The sequence below is a fragment of the Thiocapsa roseopersicina genome, from assembly GCF_900106925.1.
In the GTDB taxonomy this organism is placed as follows: domain Bacteria; phylum Pseudomonadota; class Gammaproteobacteria; order Chromatiales; family Chromatiaceae; genus Thiocapsa; species Thiocapsa roseopersicina.
Genome location: NZ_FNNZ01000014.1, coordinates 99,438 through 118,008, shown reverse-complemented (window position 1 = coordinate 118,008; position 18,571 = coordinate 99,438). Strand labels below are relative to the sequence as shown.

Genomic DNA, 18,571 nt, shown 5'->3' with positions numbered 1-18,571 from the left:
TCTCTATCTGTCGAGCTGGCCCCGCCGCTGCGAGCCAAGCGCCCGGCGGGCGGCTCGTCTCTCTTCCCATTCGGTCAAAAGATCCCACGCAACAGGGACGATGAAGAGTGTCAGGAAGGTTGCGGTGGCGAGGCCGGTCACGAAGGTGGAGGCCATGGAGCCCCAAATGACCGAGTAGCTGGGGATGCCGAGGGCCATCGGCATGAGTCCCAGGGTGGTGGTGAGGGTGGTGAGGACGATGGGGCGCAGGCGCAGGCGCACACCCTCGCGGATGGCCTCATGGCGGCTCAGGCCGTCCCGATAGCGTCGATTGATGAAGTCGAGCAGGACGAGCGAATCGTTGACGACGACGCCGGTGACCCCGACCACGGCGATGAAGCTGTTGATGGTGAAGAGCGACTGGGTGACGACCTTGCCGAAGACGATCCCGATGATCGAGAACATGACCGCCGATAGGATGATCAGCGGTTGGATGTATGACTTGAACTGGGTTGCGAGGATCAGGTAGATCAGCAGTACGGCGAGGCCGAACGCCTGCGCGAGACTGTCGAAGGAGCGCTGGGTTTCCTCGAACTCGCCGCCGAAGATCAGCGTGGCCCCGGGGTAGAGGGTGCGCAGCTCAGGGTACTGGGCACGGACCCAGGCGGTGACTTGGGCGGAGGAGAGTGTTGCGCCGGACCGAATGTTGGCCGTGACGGTCAGGCTGCGTTGGCGTTGATAGCGTTTGAGCTCGCCCGGCTGAACCTCGGCGACGGGCTGGACGATGTCGCGCAGCAGCACCGGCCCGGAGGGGTGTTCGAGGACCGGGATATCGAGCGCGGCTTCGGGCGCATCCAGGTAGGCGGGGTCGACCCGGAGCTTGAGGTCGACCTCCTCGTCGCTCAGACGGTATTTACCGATGTAGCGCCCGTCCAGGACCGAAGCGGCCATGCGTGCGGCGTCGCCTGCGGTGAGGTCGAGCTCGCGCGCGCGTGACTCGTCGACCGCAAGCCGAAAGACCCGCGAGGGGATGCCGCGATCGTCTTGAAGGTCGACCAGGTCGGGTCCGAAATCGGGATGGTCCCGCAGACGCTGCAACAAATCAGCACTCAGGCCCCGCACGGCCGTTTCGCTCGATCCTGCGATCTGGATGTTGATGTCCTTTCCGGTCGGCGGGCCGTCTTTCTCGGCACGGACCCGGATCCTGAGTCCGGGCTCGGCGAACTGCTCGGTCAGGCGCTCGCGCATCCGGTCGAGATGCTCGAGCGGGTCATCGAAGGCCTGATCGGCCTTGCTCGGCAGCGCGACCATGACCGTGCCCAGATGTCGACCCAGCTCGTCCTCGTAATCCTCGCTGATGGTGAAGCCGGCGAAGCCTGCGGCGGAGCGTGCGTAGCCGGGGCCGTCGGCCATGATGAAGCGCGCAATCGCCTTGACGCGCTCGTGGGTGACCTCGATCGGCGTCTCGGGCGGGCCCTCGAGGAAGGCGTAATAAGTGGTGTAGTCATCCGGAAAAAATTGGATGCGCACCAGGGGTGCGATGCCGGCCACTGAAACGCCCAAAACGGCGATCGCAGTCAGGAAGGCCACGAACACCACCGATAGGCTCAACAGCCGAAACCGCATCGTGATGCGGATCAGGGATTCCGTCATGAGCCGCAGAGGTCGCATGAGGTGATTCTCGTGCTCCTCTCGGGGCGTGTCACCGAGGGGCGAGGGCGTCTTGCGGCGTGGTCCGAAATCAAGGTAGTGCAGTGGCAGGATCAGCAAACACTCGAACAGCGAGGCGAGGAGGGCGAAGCTCACCGCCTTGGGGATCAGCGCGAAGAACTCGCCCGTCGAGCCGGTCATGATGAGCATCGGCAGGAAGGCCGCGATCGTGGTCGCGGTCGAGGAGATCACGGGCCAGGCGACCTCCGCGGTGCCCTCGATGATCGCCTGCTCGACGGGTTCACCGTCCTGGACGCGGCGATAGATGTTCTCCACGACCACGATGGCGTCGTCGACGATGATCCCGGAGACCAGCACGAAGCTGAAGAGGGTGATCTCGTTGAGCGAGTTGCCAGTCAACTGCATCAGAACGGCAGTGACCATAAAAGAAAAGGGAATCCCGACGGTGACCAGGCCCGCGTTGCGTATCCCCATGAAATACCAGAGGATCAGGCTGACCAGCAGGACCCCGACGATCATGTTCCAGCCAAGGGTCTGGATCGACTCTTTGATGTAGGTCGTTGAATCCTGGGTGAGGACGACCTCGATCCCTTCCTGCTCCAGAAGGGGCGCGAGCTCCTTGAGAATCGCCTCGGCCGCGGCGTAGATCTCCATGGCGTTGCCGCCTTCGGCCTTGAGCAGCCGCAGTGCGACACCGTCCTTCCCGTCCGCGGAGGTGATGACGCTCGGTGTGCGATAGCCGAGCCCGGCGTCCGAGATGAGATCGTCGAGGGTGACGAAGGAGCCGTCGGCATCGCTGCGTACCACGGTGGCGACGACCTGATCGCGCGTGCGGAAGCGCTCGTCTACACGCACTACATACTCGCCGGTGCCGTCGCTGAAATCGCCGGCCGGGAGGGTGACATTGGCGTCCTGCAAGGCCACGGCGACCTGATCCAGGCTCACCCCGTGCGACTTGAGCTTCCAGGGATCGAGGAAGATGTGGAACTCGCGACGCTGCTCCCCGTCGAGCTTCACCTCGGTGACCCCGGGGATCTGGGTCATGCGGATCTGCAATTCCTTGGCGATCAGCGACAGGGCGCGGTTGGAGCGATCGCCCACGAGATTGACCGCGACGACCGGGAGCCAAAACGAGGTGCGGATCAGGTCGAAGCGCGGCGGGTCGACACCATCGGGAAGACGCTCGAGGATGCTGAGCACGCGAAAGCGAAGCTCGTCGTAGAGCGCACCGTAATCGGTATCGTCGCGAAACTTCACGACCAGGGTCGAGCGCTCGCGCACCGAGTTTGCACGAATAAACTCGACGTGCTCCAAGCCGTCGAGCGCCAGCTCGATCTCGCGCGTCACCAGGGCCTCGACATCGCGGGGAGAGGCGCCCGGATAGACCGTGGTAATGACGACCTTGCCGAAGTTGACCTCGGGGTAACGCTCGGTGGGCAGGGCATCGAGCGCGAAGACGCCCGCGACGATCATGAAGACGAACAGCAGGTTGAAGAGCACCCGCTGGCGGAGGGTGAAGCGGACGACGGGGCGCACGGGTCAGCGACCCCCGACGACGCGAACTCGATCGCCGGGCTTGAGCCCCGGGGCCGTGACCCGGACGAGATCCGGATTCAGCGCATCGGGTCCGAGCTGAAGCGCTGAAAGCCGCTCTCCGCTCTCGCGAATGACCCAGGATTCCTCGTAGCTGGAGTCCAGCGCGGAGGGCGGGAGACTGACGGCACCCGTGGCCTCGGGCAGGCGCAGACGCAGGCGCAGGCGCAGGCCGCCCCGAGCGGGTTCCATCGGTTCGGTCAGGGCGAGCTCGACGGCGATCTTGCGTGTCTCCGGATCGAATCCGGGGTTGACGCGGTGGATGCGCGCCCGAATTGTAGGATCGGCGCTGTTGCCCGGGTCCAGGACCTCCAAAGCAAGGTCGGGTCGTGCCAGCTCGAGTGCGGCGAATTGCTCGGGGGTCAGGGCGAAGGGGACCAAAAGGGTGGAGAAATCCGCCGCACGGCCGACCGTGTCGCCGCCGCGCACCCACTGTCCGAGCTCGACATCGCGGGCCGTGATCGACCAGCCGACGGGGGCCGAGATGGTCGCGCGCGCAAGCCGTTCTTCGAGCATGCGCCGTTTGACATCCAAAGCTCTCAAGGCGTGGCTGTTGTCGCGCAGGGATTGCTCGAGCGTATCCAATTGGGAGGCCGAGGCGCTGTTCTGGCGCACCAGCTCGCGGAATCGGGCGACCTCGCGCTGATCGTACTCGACCTGCGAGCGCAGACGCTCCTCCTGGACGCCGACCTCCTCGAGATCGAGTTGCAGAAAGGCGGTATCCAGGCGAGCGAAGCGCCCGCTGTCGTCGATTCGGTCGCCGACATCGGCGAAAAGCGCTTGGACCCGTCCGTCCGTCTCCGCGACCAAGGGTGCTTCGGCGAGGGCGCGGGTGAATCCCACGAGTGCGATCTCACGCATCGCCGGGACTGCGGTGACCAAGGTCGGCTCGGCGATGTCGGCGGCGGCGACGCCCTCGAGCGCGGTGATCAAGAGACAAGCCGCGGATGCGGTGAGTCGAAGAAAACTCATGAGAGATGCGGTTTGCGCCGATCGTGTCGCGTCAGCCCCCGGCCAGGAAGGACATCGCGGGGGGTCGAATCCAGTTCGCGCATGAAAGCTCTCCAGTGTTGGGACGCTACGACACCGTTGGCCTCGCCGCCGAGGGCGTAACGATCGGATCGGATTCGACGCCCGATCGAGCGCGGCGGGCTCAGAGTGCCCTAGTGTACAATCGTAGCCGACAAAAATGATGACGAGACTTGCTGCATCCGGGAGACATCCGCGTCGACCGGGCGAGGCGGGCGGAGGGGCATTTGAACCGAAAGTCCGATAGCTCAACGCCGGGATCCGACGCCGGTGTGCCGCCCGAGAATCTCTCGACGGAGCACGAAGGGGGCCGTTCCCGTTTCGGGCCTGGCTTCGGCTTCGGTCTTGGCTTTGAGCCGGACGCGGGCGCAGACCCGCCCCCTCCGCGTCCGATACCCGGGAAGCCCTCGGCGCGCGTCGCACGGTCCAAACATCGCAGCGGCCGGCGGGCTTCACGGCGAAGCCGCTCCGTTTTCGGTTGGTTTTTTGGATTTCTCAGCGTCTTGGGCGCGCCCCTGCAACTGCTCGCATTGGGTTTGCTCGGAGCGGGTGTGTTCGTTTCGATCCATGCCCCGGAGCTTCCGAGTGTGGAGAGTCTGCGTCAGGTCCAGTTCGAAGAACCGCTGCGGGTCTTCAGCAGCGACGGCGGCCTGATCGCCGAGTTCGGAATCGAGCGCCGCCGTCCGGTGGCCTACGACGACATCCCGCCCCTGGTGGTCAACGCCTTTCTCGCGACCGAGGACGCACGATTCTTCGAGCACGGCGGGGTGGATGCGGTCGGCATCGGGCGCGCCTTGCTGAGCTTCGCCTCGACCGGCACAAAGACCCAGGGCGGCAGCACCATCACCATGCAGGTGACCCGCAACTTCCTGCTCAGCTCGGAAAAGACCTTCCAGCGCAAGCTTGCGGAGGTCTTGCTCACGCTTCAGGTCGAGCGGACGCTGACGAAGGATCAGATCCTCGATCTGTATCTGAACCAGATCTTTTTCGGCCACCGTGCCTACGGGATTTCGGCTGCGGCCGCGCTTTATTACAACAAAGAGCTCGACCAGCTTACCCCTGCCGAGGCGGCGATGTTGGCCGGCATCCCGAAGGCGCCCTCCAGCAACAACCCGGTCACCAATCCCGAGCGAGCGCTCGAGCGACGCAACTACATCCTCTCGCGCATGCTCGAGCTCGGTCAGATCGACCGGGAGGAATACGAGATCGCGGTCTTGACGCCCGATATGGCCCGACTGCATCGCCGTCAGCCGGATCTCGATGCGGGTTACGTGGCCGAGATGACCCGCCAAACCATCGTCGAGCATTACGGCGAGGCCGCCCTCAGCCAAGGCTATCGGGTGACCACCACGATCGATGCGCGGCTGCAGACCACTGCGCAGGGGGCGGTGCGCCGGGCGTTGCGCGAATACGACCGACGCCACGGCTACCGCGGCGCCGAGGCCAAGATCGACCTCGACGGCGCGACGGAGGCAGACATGGACGCCTATCTGGAGACCGTCACGTCGATTCCTGACCTGACGCCCGGGTTGGTCACGCGCGCCTCCGGCGGCGAGGCGGAGGTCTATATCGGCTCCGGGCGTCGCGTCGAGCTGGGCCTCAAACAGGTCGCCTGGGCGCAGGAGTTCCGCAACGCGAATTGGCGCGGTCCCCGGCCGAGACGGGTGACGGATGTCCTCGCGGTCGGCGATCTCGTTCGACTCCAACACGACGGTCCAGGGTATGACGGGTCAGGGAATGACGGGCCAGGGCAGGGCGACGGGGTGTCTTGGGAGCTCGGGCAGATGCCGAGTGTCGCGGGGGCGTTGGTCTCGATCGCACCCCAGGACGGCGCTGTTCGTGCCTTGGTCGGTGGCTATTCGTTCAACGCGAGCAAGTTCAACCGGGCGGTCGACATGCGCCGTCAGCCGGGCTCGAGCTTCAAGCCCTTCATCTTCGCCGCGGCGCTTCACGAGGGCTGGACGCCGGCGAGTCTGATCAAGGACGAGGCGGTGAAGCTGACCGGCACGCAGGATTGGAACCCGCGCAATTCCGATCGCAAGGAGATGGGGCCGATTCGGATGCGGCGTGCCTTGGCGCTCTCGCGCAATCTGGCCGCCATCAATCTGCTGCAGAGCGTCGGTTTGGAGGACGCTCAAAACTACATCCGGGCATTCGGGTTCGATCTGGATGCCATGCCCTTGGGCCTGTCCATGGCGCTGGGAACCGGCGAGATGTCGCCGATGAAGCTGGCCGAAGGTTATGCCGTTTTCGCCAACGGCGGCTTCCATGTGACGCCCTATTTCATTCAACGGATCGAGAGCGGCGACGGGCAGGTCCTGTTCGAGTCGCACGCACCGCGCTCCTGCTCGGACTGTTGGTACCGCTACGGCGATGACTCGGCACGGGTGCAGGGCACACAAGCGGGCGCGGCGGCCCCGCAGGTGATCGACCCGCGGATCGCGTATCAGATCACCTCGTTGCTGCGCGAGGTTGTCGAGGCCGGCACCGGAACACGCGCTAAGCAATTGAATCGCGAAGACATCGTCGGCAAGACGGGCACGACGAACGATGTGCGCGACTCTTGGTTTGCCGGCTACCAGGCCGACTTCGTCACCATCGCCTGGATGGGCTTCGACGACTTCGAGAAGCTGGGCCGGGGCGAAGAGGGCGGTCGAGCCGCGTTGGGCATGTGGGTCGACTTCATGGGCACGGCACTCGAGGATCTCCCGATCGCGCAGCTCGATCCACCTCCCGGCATGGTGCAGGTGCGCGTCGACCCGACCCGCGGGACCGAGACCAAGGCCAAGAGCGGTCTTTTGGAGATGGTGAACGAGGAATTCAGCAATGCCCTGCTCGGCCCCGAGCCGGTCAGGATCGCGGGTCCGACTAGAAAGGCCGATACCTCCGTGCGCCGATCCGCGCCTAGGGTAATGGACGACCTCTTCTAAACCGAAACCGCGTCCCGAGTGCTAGGGGGCGCTCGGCTGTTTGACGGGCGGGTGCGGAACCCAATGAGGGTCGTGCCGGACGCGGTTTAGAAATTTTTAAGATTTTGAAATTCTTGAACTGCGTCGACCGCCGAGATTGTTGGATCCGATAATGCCCGAAAGCTCATGCGATCCAAGCATGTCCCACCTGACGCGGTTCAATGCTGGTTCAACAGGTCATCTGCGCCATCCTCGGTTGCTTCTGCAGCTTCATGAAATCATCCCGAATGCTGCGTAAGCGCTTGTTCAAGCGGTTGCGCTGCGTCGTGTCCAGCGTCTTGCCGAGGCCGACAAAGAGCTCGCCGATCCGCTCGCCCAGCAGTTGGCCTCCTTGTTCGAGATCCGGCGGCAGATCCTCGAAGTCGACGAGCCAGGTCGTCAGGAAGCGCTTGATCTCGGGCTCGGGTGCCTTGGCCCGAATCAGCGCCATCAAGCGCTCTCGTTTGCCGGTGCGATACTCGACCAGGCTTGCCTGGGTGTCGGGCATGCGACCGGTCACGTCCGCGACGATCGCTTGTTGCTCCACGCTCAGCGGACCGGTCCAGTCCTCGATGGATTTGATGTAGCGCCGGGCGCGTTTCTCTTTCTCGCGGGTGCTGCTGCGCCCGGCAATCTCGGCGCGATCCTCTGCGGCTTCTTTGCGGAAGCGCTGGTCGAGGCGCTCGATCTGCGCCGGCGTGAGCTCGGCCAGAAGCGGTGCGGCGAGGGTTACGGCAAAGCTGGCTTGGCGCCGGTAGAGGTCTCGAAAGGATTCGGTCAGGCAGTCCATGTTGTCTGCGTCGAAACCCGCCTCGCTTGCCGCGAGGATTTGATCGAAGTAGGCCGCCAGATAGGGCAGCTCCTCGCTGCGATGGCGCGTCAGCTCGGCGTCGAGAAGGGGGTTCCAGCGCTCGAGCTGGCTTTGCTCCAGGTCAAGGTAGTCCTTGGCGTAGGCGGTCACGAGGAAATCGCCGGTGTTGTAGGCGATGCCGACACGGCTGCATCCCGCAAGCGTCAGTGCGGTCGCGAGGATGGCCGCGGCGAGGCGGATCGGGAGAGAGATTCGGGGCATAACGAGTGTCGTCTGTTGGGAGTTAATCGTCGTCTTGAAGGAAGCGCGAACCTGAACCTTACCAGTCGGCGCATGTGCTGTCCCTGGTTCGACGGCATCGAGGTCGAATGGATCCCACGGGCCAGCCGAACGTCTTGTCCTGATCCTCGCTGCCCCGATCTTGGCTCGACACATGAGTTTCAAGCCGCAGGCGCATCGTATGGATTCTCTTTCGGATCTGCTTGGCCGATTTCCGCATCCGGGCGAGGTGGTGTGGATCGGCCGACGGCCGGCGCGACGGGCGGATGTGATCCCCTGCACCGAGGTGACGGCGTTGGTCGGGGGCGGCCTGGAAGGCGATCATTATGCCGGCCGATCGGGCTCGCGCGGCGTGACACTCGTGCAGGCCGAGCACCTCGCGGTCTTGGGCGCGCTCTTGCGCCGGGATCCGGTCGATCCTGCGTTGCTGCGGCGTAATCTGGTCGTCTCCGGTGTCAACCTCTTGGCGCTGAAAGGCCATCGGTTTCGCATCGGGACGGCGGTGCTCGAAGGAACGGGTCCATGCCCGCCTTGCTCGCGCATGGAGGAAACACTAGGTCCCGGCGGTTACAACGTCATGCGTGGTCACGCTGGCCTGAACGCCCGGGTGGTCACGGGCGGAATCATCCGGCTCGACGATGCCGTCGTGCCCGCTCTTGCCGAGATCGATCCAGAGGAGACTTTTCCGCGATGAAGTGCCCCTTCGCCGCTCCACTGATCAAGACAACGGCGGCCTGCCGGCATGCACAAGAGGTCGTCCGCCGAGGTGGCTCGGAGTTCGACTGCCTGTCCGAGGCCGCGCATGCCTCCTGCGAGCAGGTCTTCGCCAGTCTGAAGGCGTGCGCGCTGGCGGCCTCCGACGTCGAGGACGATCCGACACAGATGCCCCACAGCCTGCTGGTGAAGATCCAGTCCGGCGGGCTGATCGGTCTGCGACGTTTGCTCGGGGAGTCCGACGCGGATGGACGCGTGGCCGATATCGGCGACCTCGTAACACGCGCGGTGGCGAACTTCGGCGGGGCCGATCGCATTCCCTACGCGGCGTTGGGAGAGGATATGACCACTTTCAAACTCGAGCGGCGAGCGGGGCGACGCCGGTGATGATGCTGCAGTCCACCGAGACGCCTGCGAGCATCCTTCAGCGCCGATCGGCGTGTCGCGGTTCTTTTCAAACGGGCATCGTCCTCCTCGGCCTATCGCTTTTCTGGCCGGGATTGGTCCCTGCCAACCCGGTCACCACCGAGAACGTGACGGCCCGCTTGGTCGCGGAGCGGATGGAGGTTGCGCCGGGCGACACGCTCGACCTGGCCCTGGTGTTCGAGATCCGACCGGGCTGGCACACCTACTGGCGCAATCCGGGCGACTCCGGCGATCCGCCGCGCATCCACTGGTCCCTGCCGGAGGGTGTCGAAGCCGGTCCGCTGCGCTGGCCGAGACCCGAGGTGATCCCGGTCGGGCCGTTGGCCAATTACGGATACTCCGAGCGGGCCGTTCATCTGGTCGCACTCTCCGTGCCGGCGGAATGGCCGATCGGCGAGCCTGTGCACATCCGCGCGGATGTCGACTGGCTGGTGTGCGAGGAGGAATGCATACCTGAATCGGGCCGCTTCGATCTGACGCTCCCGACCGGAGCCGCGGTCGGACCGGGCCCGATCGATCCGTTGCAGGCGGACGTCTTTGCCGCCGCCCGCGCGGGGTTGCCGGACGGGCGGATCGAGGGTGCCGTGCTTGGCGTCACGGACGCGTTGCTCGGTCTCGTCATCCCCTCGGATGGGCTGCCGGAGGAGATCGACGGGGCCTGGTTCTTTGCCGGCGAATGGGGCCTGATCGAGCACGCGGCGGAGCAACCCTGGCGATTGGCCGACGGCCTACTGCGGATCGATCTGTCGCCCGGTGCGATGTCGGACGAAGCCTCGCCGGAGGGGCTGCTCGTGATCGCGGACGCGGGCGGTGAGGTGCGCTCCTACGAGGTCGCGGCCGTGCGCGGGCCGCTCCCCGGCGCCATGGCTCCGGATGGCCCGATCGAGCTGCCGCTGGCCTTCCTCTTTGCCCTGCTCGGCGGCCTGATCTTGAACCTGATGCCGTGCGTCTTCCCGATCCTGGCGATGAAGGCGTTGAGTCTGATCAATGGCCTATCCGGGCAAGGTCCGGAGGCGGCGCGCGAGCGTGTCCTCCACGGCCTGGCCTATACGGCGGGGGTGCTCCTGTTCTTTGCGGTGCTCGCGATGCTCTTGTTGGCCTTGCGTGCCGGCGGGGCGGCCGTCGGCTGGGGTTTTCAGCTCCAGTATCCGCCCTTCGTCGTTTTCATGGCCTACGTCTTTTTCGTGATCGGTCTGAGCCTCGCGGGCGCGGTCACGATCGGTTCCCGGCTGATGAGCCTGGGTGGCGCCCGAACGGGATCGGGCACCGCGGGCGCCTTCGGAACCGGCGCCCTCGCGGCCTTGGTCGCCGCACCCTGCACCGCGCCCTTCATGGGCGCCGCCTTGGGCTATGCCGTCACCCTGAGCTGGCCGCTCGCGTTGGCGATCATGCTCACCCTGGGGTTCGGCTTGGCGCTGCCCTTCCTGCTTTTGTCTCTGGTCCCGCGGTTGGCTCGTTTGCTGCCGAAGCCGGGGGCCTGGATGGAGACCCTCAAGCAGGCGCTCGCCTTTCCGATGTTCGCGGCTGCGGCCTGGTTGGTCTGGGTCCTGAGCGTGCAGACCGGATCGGCCGGGGTCGCGCTGGTCCTCGGCGGTCTGGTCTTGTTGGCCTTCGGGCTCTGGCTGCGCGAGCGCACGCGCGGCCTGCACTCGGCACGGCGCCGCTGGGTTCTCGCCGCGACCTCGGCGGCGCTCGTCGGTGCCCTTTATCTCGGGGTGGCGACCGATCGGCTCGCGGCGCCTACGCTGTCCGAGGGCGAGCAGTCCGCGAGCGGACTCGCGAGCGAGCCCTATTCGCCGGAGCGTCTCGCCGCGGCGCGTGACGAGCGCCGACCTGTCTTCGTCAACATGACGGCCGCTTGGTGCATCACCTGTCTGGTCAACGAGCGCGTCGCCTTGAGCACGGCGGACCTTGCGCGGAGCTTCTCGGATGCCGGGGTGCTGTATCTCAAGGGCGATTGGACCAATCGCGACCCTGCAATTACCGCCTATCTCGCCGATCACGGGCGCAACGGCGTCCCGCTCTATGTCTTCTATCCGCCCGACGGGGAGCCGCAGGTCCTGCCGCAGATCCTGACCCGGGACATGGTGCTGAGCGCGATCCGCTCTTCGACGTCGGGGTCGTCGGGGCGCGATGGATGAGTCGAGCCCGAGACGTCGCGTCTGCATGGCCCCGAGCATACGCATGACCGATCACCCACCAGAGAGAAGGAGAAAACCATGAAGCATGCTTTTCCAAAGACCTTTGTCGTGGGCGCTGTCGCCTTGGCCGCGACGCTGAGCTTCGGCGTCGCCGTCGCGGCCCCCAAGGTCGGAGCTCCGGCTCCGGATTTCAGCGTCGTGGACACCGCGGGCGAGACCTGGAGCCTCGGCGGTCTCGCGGGCAAAAAGGTCATCCTGGAATGGACGAATCACGACTGCCCGTACGTGGTCAAACACTACGCCTCGGACAACATGCAGGCCCTGCAGAAGGAGGCGACCGCAGCCGGTTATGTCTGGCTGTCGGTCATCTCCTCGGCCTCGGGCAAGCAGGGGCATGTGAGTCCGGCGCAGGCCGATGATCTCACCGACGATCGAGGCGCTGCGCCGACCGCGGTCCTACTCGACACCTCCGGGGACATGGGGCGCGCTTACGATGCCAAGACCACGCCGCACATGTACGTCATCGATCCGGAAGGTACACTGGTGTACATGGGCGGCATCGACGATAAGCCGACGACCGATCAGGCCGACATCGCGGGCGCGAGCAACTATGTGCGTCTCGCCATGGCCGATCTGGCTGCCGGCAATCCGGTCGCCACACCGGTGACTCGGCCCTACGGGTGCTCGGTGAAGTACTGATTCGTCTGCTTTGAATCTGGCGGTCGGGACTGTAGACTTCAGCGTTTTCCCCACTCCCAGCGTCAAGAGGTTGTCCAGTGGTCGCCCCCGAGCCCGATTTCCACCGCATCAAGCGGTTGCCGCCCTATGTCTTCAACATCGTCAACGAGTTGAAGGCCGAAGCGCGAGCCCGGGGCGAGGACATCATCGACTTCGGGATGGGGAATCCCGACCAGCCGACCCCGCAGCACATCGTCGACAAGCTGGTCGAGGCGTCCGTCCGCAAGGACACGCATCGCTACTCGGTCTCGCGCGGGATCCCGCGACTGCGCCGCGCCATCTGTCATTGGTATCGCGATCGCTTCGATGTCCATCTGGATCCGGACAGCGAGGCGATCGTGACCATCGGCTCGAAGGAAGGACTCGCCCATCTGGCGCTCGCCACCATGGGGGCCGGGGACTCGGTCTTGGTGCCGAATCCGGCCTACCCGATCCATCCCTACGGATTCATCATCGCCGGCGCGGACGTGCGCCATGTGCGCCTCACCCCGGACGTGGACTTCTTCGAGGAGCTGCAACGCGCCATCCAGGACTCTTGGCCGAAGCCCAAGATGCTGGTGCTGAATTTTCCGGGTAACCCGACCACGCAATGCGTGGAGCTGGATTTCTTTCAGAAGGTCATCGACATCGCCTCCGAGCACGGGATCTGGGTGGTCCACGACATCGCCTATGCCGACATCGTCTTCGACGGCTATCGTGCCCCCTCGATCCTGCAGATCCCCGGGGCGAAGGATATCGCCGTCGAGTTCTTCTCGATGTCCAAGAGCTACAACATGCCGGGTTGGCGCGTGGGCTTCATGTGCGGCAACCGGACCCTGGTCGCCGCACTCGCGCGTATCAAGTCCTATCTCGACTACGGGACCTTCACGCCGATCCAGGTTGCGGCCATCGCTGCGCTGGAGGGGCCGCAGGAGTGCGTGCGCGAGATCAGCGACACCTACGAGAGTCGGCGCGATGTTCTGTGCAGCGGACTGAACGCCGCGGGCTGGCCGATCGAGCCGCCGAAGGCGACCATGTTCGCCTGGGCGCCGATTCCCGAGCCCTACCGCGCGCTCGGCTCGCTCGAGTTTTCCAAGAAGCTCCTGCAGGAGGCCAAGGTCGCGGTCTCGCCCGGCATCGGCTTCGGCGAATACGGCGACGGTCACGTGCGTTTCGGGCTGATCGAGAACGAGCATCGCACCCGCCAGGCGATCCGCGGGATCAAAGAGATGTTCCGTCGCGAGTCGCGCGCCGGGAGCTGAGCTTTCGAACAGGTTGACGCACGCGTCGGCGAACCGATTTGCGAATAAGGGGTGCATGAATGGAACCGGTGAAGGTCGGACTTCTGGGCTTGGGGACGGTCGGCGGCGGCACCGTGACGGTCTTGTCGCGCAACGCCGCGGAGATCGCGCGTCGCGCCGGTCGCGGGATCGAGATCTCGCATGCAGCGGCACGGGACTATGATCCGGAGCGCATTCAAGGTCTGGAGGCGATCGGGCGGATCGGCTCGGACGCCTTCGCCGTGGTCGAAGATCCCGAGGTCCAAATCGTCGTCGAGCTGATCGGGGGCTACTCGCCTGCGCTTGAGCTGGTGCTCAGGGCGATCGAGAACGGCAAGCACGTGGTCACGGCCAACAAGGCGCTGATCGCGCGGCACGGCAACGAGATCTTCGCTGCGGCGCGCGAGCGCGGCGTCATGGTGGGCTTCGAGGCGGCCGTCGCCGGCGGGATTCCCATCATCAAGGCCCTGCGCGAAGGCTTGGCGGCAAACCATATCGAATGGATCGCCGGCATCATCAACGGGACCGGCAACTTCATCCTGACCGAGATGCGCGACAAGGGTCGCGATTTCGCCGATGTCCTCGCCGAGGCCCAGGCGTTGGGCTACGCGGAGGCGGATCCGACCTTCGACGTCGAAGGCATCGATGCCGCGCACAAGCTGACGATTTTGAGCTCGCTGGCCTTCGGTGTTCCGCTTCAGTTCGAGCGGTGCTTCACCGAGGGCATCTCGAAGGTCGGTGCGTTGGACGTGGCCTACGCCGCGGAGCTGGGCTACCGGATCAAACACCTCGGGATAACGCGTCGCAGCGAGGACGGTATCGAGTTGCGGGTGCACCCGACGCTCATCCCGGAGCGCCGCTTGATTGCGAATGTCGACGGCGTGATGAATGCGGTGCTGGTCAAGGGCGATGCAGTCGGACCGACGCTTTATTACGGCGCCGGCGCGGGCGCGCTGCCGACAGCCTCGGCGGTGGTCGCGGACCTGGTGGATGTGACGCGCGCCTTGACCACGGATCCCAACAACCGGGTCCCGCATCTCGCGTTCCAACCCGACGAGTTGGCCGACACCCCGGTGATGCCGATGGAGGCGGTGCAGACCGCCTATTATCTGCGTCTTGCGGCACTCGATCAGCCCGGCGTCATGGCCCGGATCGCGAGCATCCTGGGCGAGCAGGGCATCAGCATCGAGGCGATCAAGCAGAAGGAGCCGGAGGAAGGCCAGACGCACGTGCCGCTGGTCATGCTCACCCATCGTGTGATCGAGCGTCAGATGAACGAGGCAATCGCCCGAATCGAGGCGTTGGATTCGGTGCAGGGCGAGGTCACGCGGATTCGGATGGAGACCTTGTCGGGCTGAGGTCGGGGTTCGGCGGTCGGAACCCCGCGCCAGCCTGGATCAAGGCCACAGTCGAATGGCGGCTACCACCAGTGCGCCGACGCTGATCGTCAGACCGAGAGACCAGAACATGAAGCGGTCGAGCCGCCGTGTCAGCTCTTCGAAGCGTTTATCCATGGCTTCGAAGCGTTTGTCGACGGCATCGAAGCGCTGATCCATGTTCAGCTGCATTTGAGCGAAGCGTTTGTCGACGGCCTCGAAGCGCTGATCCATGTTCAGCTGCATTTGCTCGAAGCGTTTATCAACGGCCTCGAAGCGTTTGTCCATATTCAGCTGCATCTGCTCGAAACGCTTCTCCACCGCGTCGAAGCGCTTGTCCATCTGCACCAGAATGGTTTGGATCAACTCGCGCTGGTGCCTGAGCTCCTCCTCGACCCGCACCATGCGCTCGCGCAGCTCGATCTCGTAGACAGCCGGCGGCTTGGCGAATGACTGCTCGGCCAGCCATTCGCCGAGATGGGCCTTGATGAACTCGATGTCTTCCCGTGCCAGGGCCATGCGTCCCTCCAGTCGTGCTCCGTTCGGAGATGCGTCCTAGTTTAAACCACCTTGCTCGCGGTGTCGGTCCGACGCCGAGCCGACCTGTATCTCCAGCCTCCGTTCGACCGCGCCGCCGTGTCCATGTTCACCGCCCCAGATCCTCGAAATAGAACTCCGAGACCAACCGCTCGACGGGGACATAGTCGTCGGTCAAGAGCGGCAGAGCGTCGAAGGCGGTTCCAGTCTGCATCATGGGCTCGGTGACGCGCAGCCAGCGATGATCGAAACCACGCCGGGCGACGAGCGTCTCGGGCGGCTCGCGGGCATCGCTCGCGGAGATGACGAAGGTCATGCGCTCCGCTTCGGGCGGGACCATATCCATCCAGACATGGACGTGCTCGAACGACTCGGACAAGGTCTTCATCATGCTCTTGACCAGGCGCGGATCCGGAAAGGCGTCCAGGACGTTGAGCAGGTAGATCCCGTCCGGAGCCAGGCGTGACCTTACAAGCTCCGCGTACTCACTGGTGACGAGGTGATAGGGGATGGAGATGTCGTGGAAGGCATCGGAGACGATCACGTCGTAGTGCTCGGATGGCTCGCGGGTGAGGACGGTCCGCGCGTCCGCATGGACGACCCGCATCCCCGCGGTGTCGAGGAATAGCCCCTCTTCGGCCGTGCGGGTGACCAGCGGGTCCAGCTCGGCGACGGCGACGGTCGCGTTCGGGGTCCGCGAGCGGACCGAGCGTGGCAGGGTGTAGGCACCGCCGCCCGCGAAGAACCAGCGTAGCGTCTCGGCCTTCTCTTCTCCGAAATGCTCGAGTGCGAGCTCGTCCATCAACTGCACGTAAGGCGAGATCAGCATGCCGGGCTCGCTGTCGTGATTGGTGCCGTGGACCAGATGGTCCAGTACCAGGCTGCGCGCGACGCCGAAGGGCGCGCGTTCGGAGTCATCGACGACCCGGATGCAGAAGTAGTTGCTCTCGCGATCGCACGGATTGGAGAAGCCGTTGCGCGCATCCGTCACCAGGATCAGACCGACCGCCGCGACAAGCACGGCGATGGGCGCTGCACGCGAGCGCCCTTTGAAAAAGGGCAGTGCCAGCAGAAAAAGCCCGATCGCGGTGCCGATGATGATGCCGCGCGTTCCCAGATACTGGATCAGCACATAGCCCGTGACAAAGGTGCCCAGGATACTGCCCAGCGCCGCCAGCGCATGCATGCGCCCCACGATATGGCCGGTGCGTCGATCCAGCCCCAGTGCCAAGGTCGTCAGAAGTGGCGTCACGACGCCGAGCAGCACGGCCGGCATGAAGAAGAGCGTCAAGACGTAGAAGAAGCTCGCACCCAGCAGGGTCATCTCGCGCGCCTCGATGAGCGGCGCGACCAGCGTCAAGAGGAAGAGGATGCCGAGACTGAAGAGCCCGGCCAGGGCCAGCGTGATTCCGGCCGCCAGCTCGTTGCCGCCGCGGTCGGCCCAGATCCCGCCGAGCCAATTGCCGAGCGACAATCCGGCAAGGATGACGCCGATGATGGCGGTCCAGGTGTAGAGCGACACCCCGACATACGGCGCGATCAGCCGGCCCGCGAGGATCTCCAGGACCAGAAGGAAGGCCGAGCTGAGAAAGATGGTGACGCCGTACCAGGTGATGCGCAGACGGTCGGACACGATGGACTCCGGGAGTGGACGATCGGTCCGCAAGGATAACGAAGGGCCGGAGCGCCGACCAGAGGACCGCCCGCGGTATTGGCCTGTCGGATCTCAGGTGACGTTTCAGAAATAAGCTGAGCACCGAATCTAATCGTTGTCGTTGTCGTTGTCGATTACGACAACGACAACGACGACCGTGGCAAAGGTATTCTCTCGTCGAGTTGTTTTACTTGCTTTTGGACCGCTCCTAACGGTGCTGTCGAGACAGTCGGACGCGAGTTCGCCATATCTCATTCCACGGCTGGCGGCTCCTCGCTGATTTCCTCCGGCATCGGCAGTATCTCCGACGGGCTCGAGGGCTCGACGCCCGCGGATGGATCGGCCGCGTCGTTGGCCGCAAGAAGATCCGCGCTCTCGATATCGAGCAGCTCTCCCAGGTCGAATTCGGAGAGCTTGAAATACCAGGGCCGTTCGGGGTCTTTGAGGACATAGTCCTCGCTGTCCTTGGCTCGTGAGATCCGATAGCGCCGCTTCGAGCCGTCGGTCAGTCCGATCTGGAGCTCGATCAGCGGATCCTGCTGATTGTAGGCCGGGTCATCCGCGATACCGAGTACGCCGCGGTAACCCAGATTGGCGATACGCAGCATCAGGGCCGAGACCGTCTCTTCGTCGACGGGCCGATCGCTGTCGGCGAGCGTCCAGACACCCGTCTGGTCCTTGTTCAGGATCCAATCGCTCGTGGCGATGCGGTTGATCTGCTCGCCCTCCAAGCGCAGGAGTCCCACGTCGATCCAGTCGTCCCGTCGTGCGGAGACATCGGACAAGGCCAGCCTCAGCTCGTAGACGCCCGGCTCCCCCGGAATACCCGCGAAGACACGCTTGAAGCCGGGAGAGTCGCCGATCAGAAGCCCGGCGATCGGTCCCGTTTCTCCTTCGAGCGTCAGGCGCCGCTCGAAGGTGTCGTCGGCGACCTTGAAGCGCTCCTGGGCCTCTTCGCTGGTGGCGATCGGTAGGGGGCGCTTCAGCGCGGCGAGCTCGCCGAGGAACTGCTCGACCTTGGAGCCCTGAACCGGCAGGTCGGCCAGGTCCGCCACAATCCAGGTGTCCCCGCGGCGCGCGAGGGTCACGGACTCGGTCCCGTCTCCGCTATCGATGCGAAGGCCCTGGACCTGATCGGGCGCGATACCGAGCAGAGGCGTATCGGCGCCGCTTGGTACGAGTGTGCGACCGCCGCCGAGATTCAGGCCAAGAGCGAGCAGGATCTGCAGGACCAGCAACCCGGCCAGCCCCATTACGATCGGTGCGCGCAGGTCCGGGCGCCAGCCGGTGTCGGATTGAACAGTCATGTCGGTTATTCTCGTCTTAAACTTAAACCGCGCCCGGCGCGGTATGCGATGTTTTTGGATGGGAACGGCCCCGGCAGACTTGACGACCGCCGGAGTTGGCGCGGTTTAA

Annotated in this window: 13 protein-coding genes; 7 read left to right on the top strand and 6 right to left on the bottom strand. The window is 64.9% G+C overall.

Annotation, left to right across the window (positions count from 1 at the left end; translation table 11 throughout):
- Positions 1-3: 3 nt before the first annotated feature.
- On the bottom strand, positions 4-3,186 hold the full coding sequence (locus BLV04_RS15300; protein ID WP_093033912.1) for an efflux RND transporter permease subunit: 3,183 nt from the start codon (positions 3,184-3,186) through the stop codon (positions 4-6).
- A gap of 3 nt (positions 3,187-3,189) precedes the next feature.
- On the bottom strand, positions 3,190-4,215 hold the full coding sequence (locus BLV04_RS15295; RefSeq protein WP_093033909.1) for an efflux RND transporter periplasmic adaptor subunit: 1,026 nt from the start codon (positions 4,213-4,215) through the stop codon (positions 3,190-3,192).
- 560 nt (positions 4,216-4,775) lie between these two features.
- Here BLV04_RS15295 and BLV04_RS15290 point away from each other — a divergent pair.
- Positions 4,776-7,202, top strand: coding sequence for a penicillin-binding protein 1A (locus BLV04_RS15290; protein ID WP_245731909.1), 2,427 nt, complete (start codon positions 4,776-4,778; stop codon positions 7,200-7,202).
- A 208-nt stretch (positions 7,203-7,410) separates the two neighbouring features.
- Here the strand turns inward: BLV04_RS15290 and BLV04_RS15285 are convergent, their stop codons facing one another.
- Positions 7,411-8,292, bottom strand: coding sequence for a DUF6279 family lipoprotein (locus BLV04_RS15285; protein WP_093033906.1), 882 nt, complete (start codon positions 8,290-8,292; stop codon positions 7,411-7,413).
- 199 nt (positions 8,293-8,491) lie between these two features.
- Here BLV04_RS15285 and BLV04_RS15280 point away from each other — a divergent pair, with 199 nt between their 5' ends.
- The 6 genes from BLV04_RS15280 (at position 8,492) to BLV04_RS15255 (ending at position 14,946) form a co-directional block, all read left to right on the top strand.
- Positions 8,492-9,004, top strand: coding sequence for an MOSC domain-containing protein (locus BLV04_RS15280; protein ID WP_093034013.1), 513 nt, complete (start codon positions 8,492-8,494; stop codon positions 9,002-9,004).
- On the top strand, positions 9,001-9,411 hold the full coding sequence (locus BLV04_RS15275; RefSeq protein ID WP_093033903.1) for a hypothetical protein: 411 nt from the start codon (positions 9,001-9,003) through the stop codon (positions 9,409-9,411). Before BLV04_RS15280 ends, BLV04_RS15275 begins: the two co-directional genes overlap by 4 nt.
- Positions 9,411-11,591, top strand: coding sequence for a protein-disulfide reductase DsbD family protein (locus tag BLV04_RS15270; RefSeq protein ID WP_093033901.1), 2,181 nt, complete (start codon positions 9,411-9,413; stop codon positions 11,589-11,591). The genes BLV04_RS15275 and BLV04_RS15270 overlap by 1 nt, the downstream gene beginning before the upstream one ends.
- A gap of 78 nt (positions 11,592-11,669) precedes the next feature.
- The gene (locus tag BLV04_RS15265; protein ID WP_093033898.1) at positions 11,670-12,290 is read left to right on the top strand and encodes a thioredoxin family protein; all 621 of its coding nucleotides are present in this window, start codon (positions 11,670-11,672) and stop codon (positions 12,288-12,290) included.
- A gap of 77 nt (positions 12,291-12,367) precedes the next feature.
- Positions 12,368-13,570, top strand: coding sequence for an alanine transaminase (gene alaC / locus BLV04_RS15260; RefSeq protein ID WP_093033895.1), 1,203 nt, complete (start codon positions 12,368-12,370; stop codon positions 13,568-13,570).
- Positions 13,571-13,629: 59 nt separating this feature from the next.
- Positions 13,630-14,946, top strand: coding sequence for a homoserine dehydrogenase (locus BLV04_RS15255; RefSeq protein WP_093033892.1), 1,317 nt, complete (start codon positions 13,630-13,632; stop codon positions 14,944-14,946).
- A 39-nt stretch (positions 14,947-14,985) separates the two neighbouring features.
- Here the strand turns inward: BLV04_RS15255 and BLV04_RS15250 are convergent, their stop codons facing one another.
- The 3 genes from BLV04_RS15250 to BLV04_RS15240 form a co-directional block, all read right to left on the bottom strand.
- On the bottom strand, positions 14,986-15,483 hold the full coding sequence (locus BLV04_RS15250) for a hypothetical protein (protein ID WP_093033889.1): 498 nt from the start codon (positions 15,481-15,483) through the stop codon (positions 14,986-14,988).
- A gap of 127 nt (positions 15,484-15,610) precedes the next feature.
- Complete coding sequence (locus tag BLV04_RS15245) at positions 15,611-17,134, bottom strand: fused MFS/spermidine synthase (protein WP_093033886.1); 1,524 nt, start codon at positions 17,132-17,134, stop codon at positions 15,611-15,613.
- 272 nt (positions 17,135-17,406) lie between these two features.
- Positions 17,407-18,462 carry a DUF4340 domain-containing protein gene (locus BLV04_RS15240; RefSeq protein WP_093033883.1) on the bottom strand — a complete coding sequence of 352 codons (1,056 nt, stop codon included), beginning with the start codon at positions 18,460-18,462 and terminating at the stop codon, positions 17,407-17,409.
- Positions 18,463-18,571 lie beyond the last annotated feature (109 nt).

What these genes read in the sequence shown, in the direction of transcription:
- BLV04_RS15270 (WP_093033901.1), top strand. Translation starts at nt 9,411, where the DNA reads ATGATGCTGCAGTCCACCGAGACGCCTGCGAGCATCCTTCAGCGCCGA.
- BLV04_RS15265 (WP_093033898.1), top strand. Translation starts at nt 11,670, where the DNA reads ATGAAGCATGCTTTTCCAAAGACCTTTGTCGTGGGCGCTGTCGCCTTG.
- BLV04_RS15280 (WP_093034013.1), top strand. Translation starts at nt 8,492, where the DNA reads ATGGATTCTCTTTCGGATCTGCTTGGCCGATTTCCGCATCCGGGCGAG.
- BLV04_RS15255 (WP_093033892.1), top strand. Translation starts at nt 13,630, where the DNA reads ATGGAACCGGTGAAGGTCGGACTTCTGGGCTTGGGGACGGTCGGCGGC.
- BLV04_RS15250 (WP_093033889.1), bottom strand. Translation starts at nt 15,483, where the DNA reads ATGGCCCTGGCACGGGAAGACATCGAGTTCATCAAGGCCCATCTCGGC.
- BLV04_RS15275 (WP_093033903.1), top strand. Translation starts at nt 9,001, where the DNA reads ATGAAGTGCCCCTTCGCCGCTCCACTGATCAAGACAACGGCGGCCTGC.
- BLV04_RS15285 (WP_093033906.1), bottom strand. Translation starts at nt 8,292, where the DNA reads ATGCCCCGAATCTCTCTCCCGATCCGCCTCGCCGCGGCCATCCTCGCG.
- BLV04_RS15295 (WP_093033909.1), bottom strand. Translation starts at nt 4,215, where the DNA reads ATGAGTTTTCTTCGACTCACCGCATCCGCGGCTTGTCTCTTGATCACC.
- BLV04_RS15240 (WP_093033883.1), bottom strand. Translation starts at nt 18,462, where the DNA reads ATGACTGTTCAATCCGACACCGGCTGGCGCCCGGACCTGCGCGCACCG.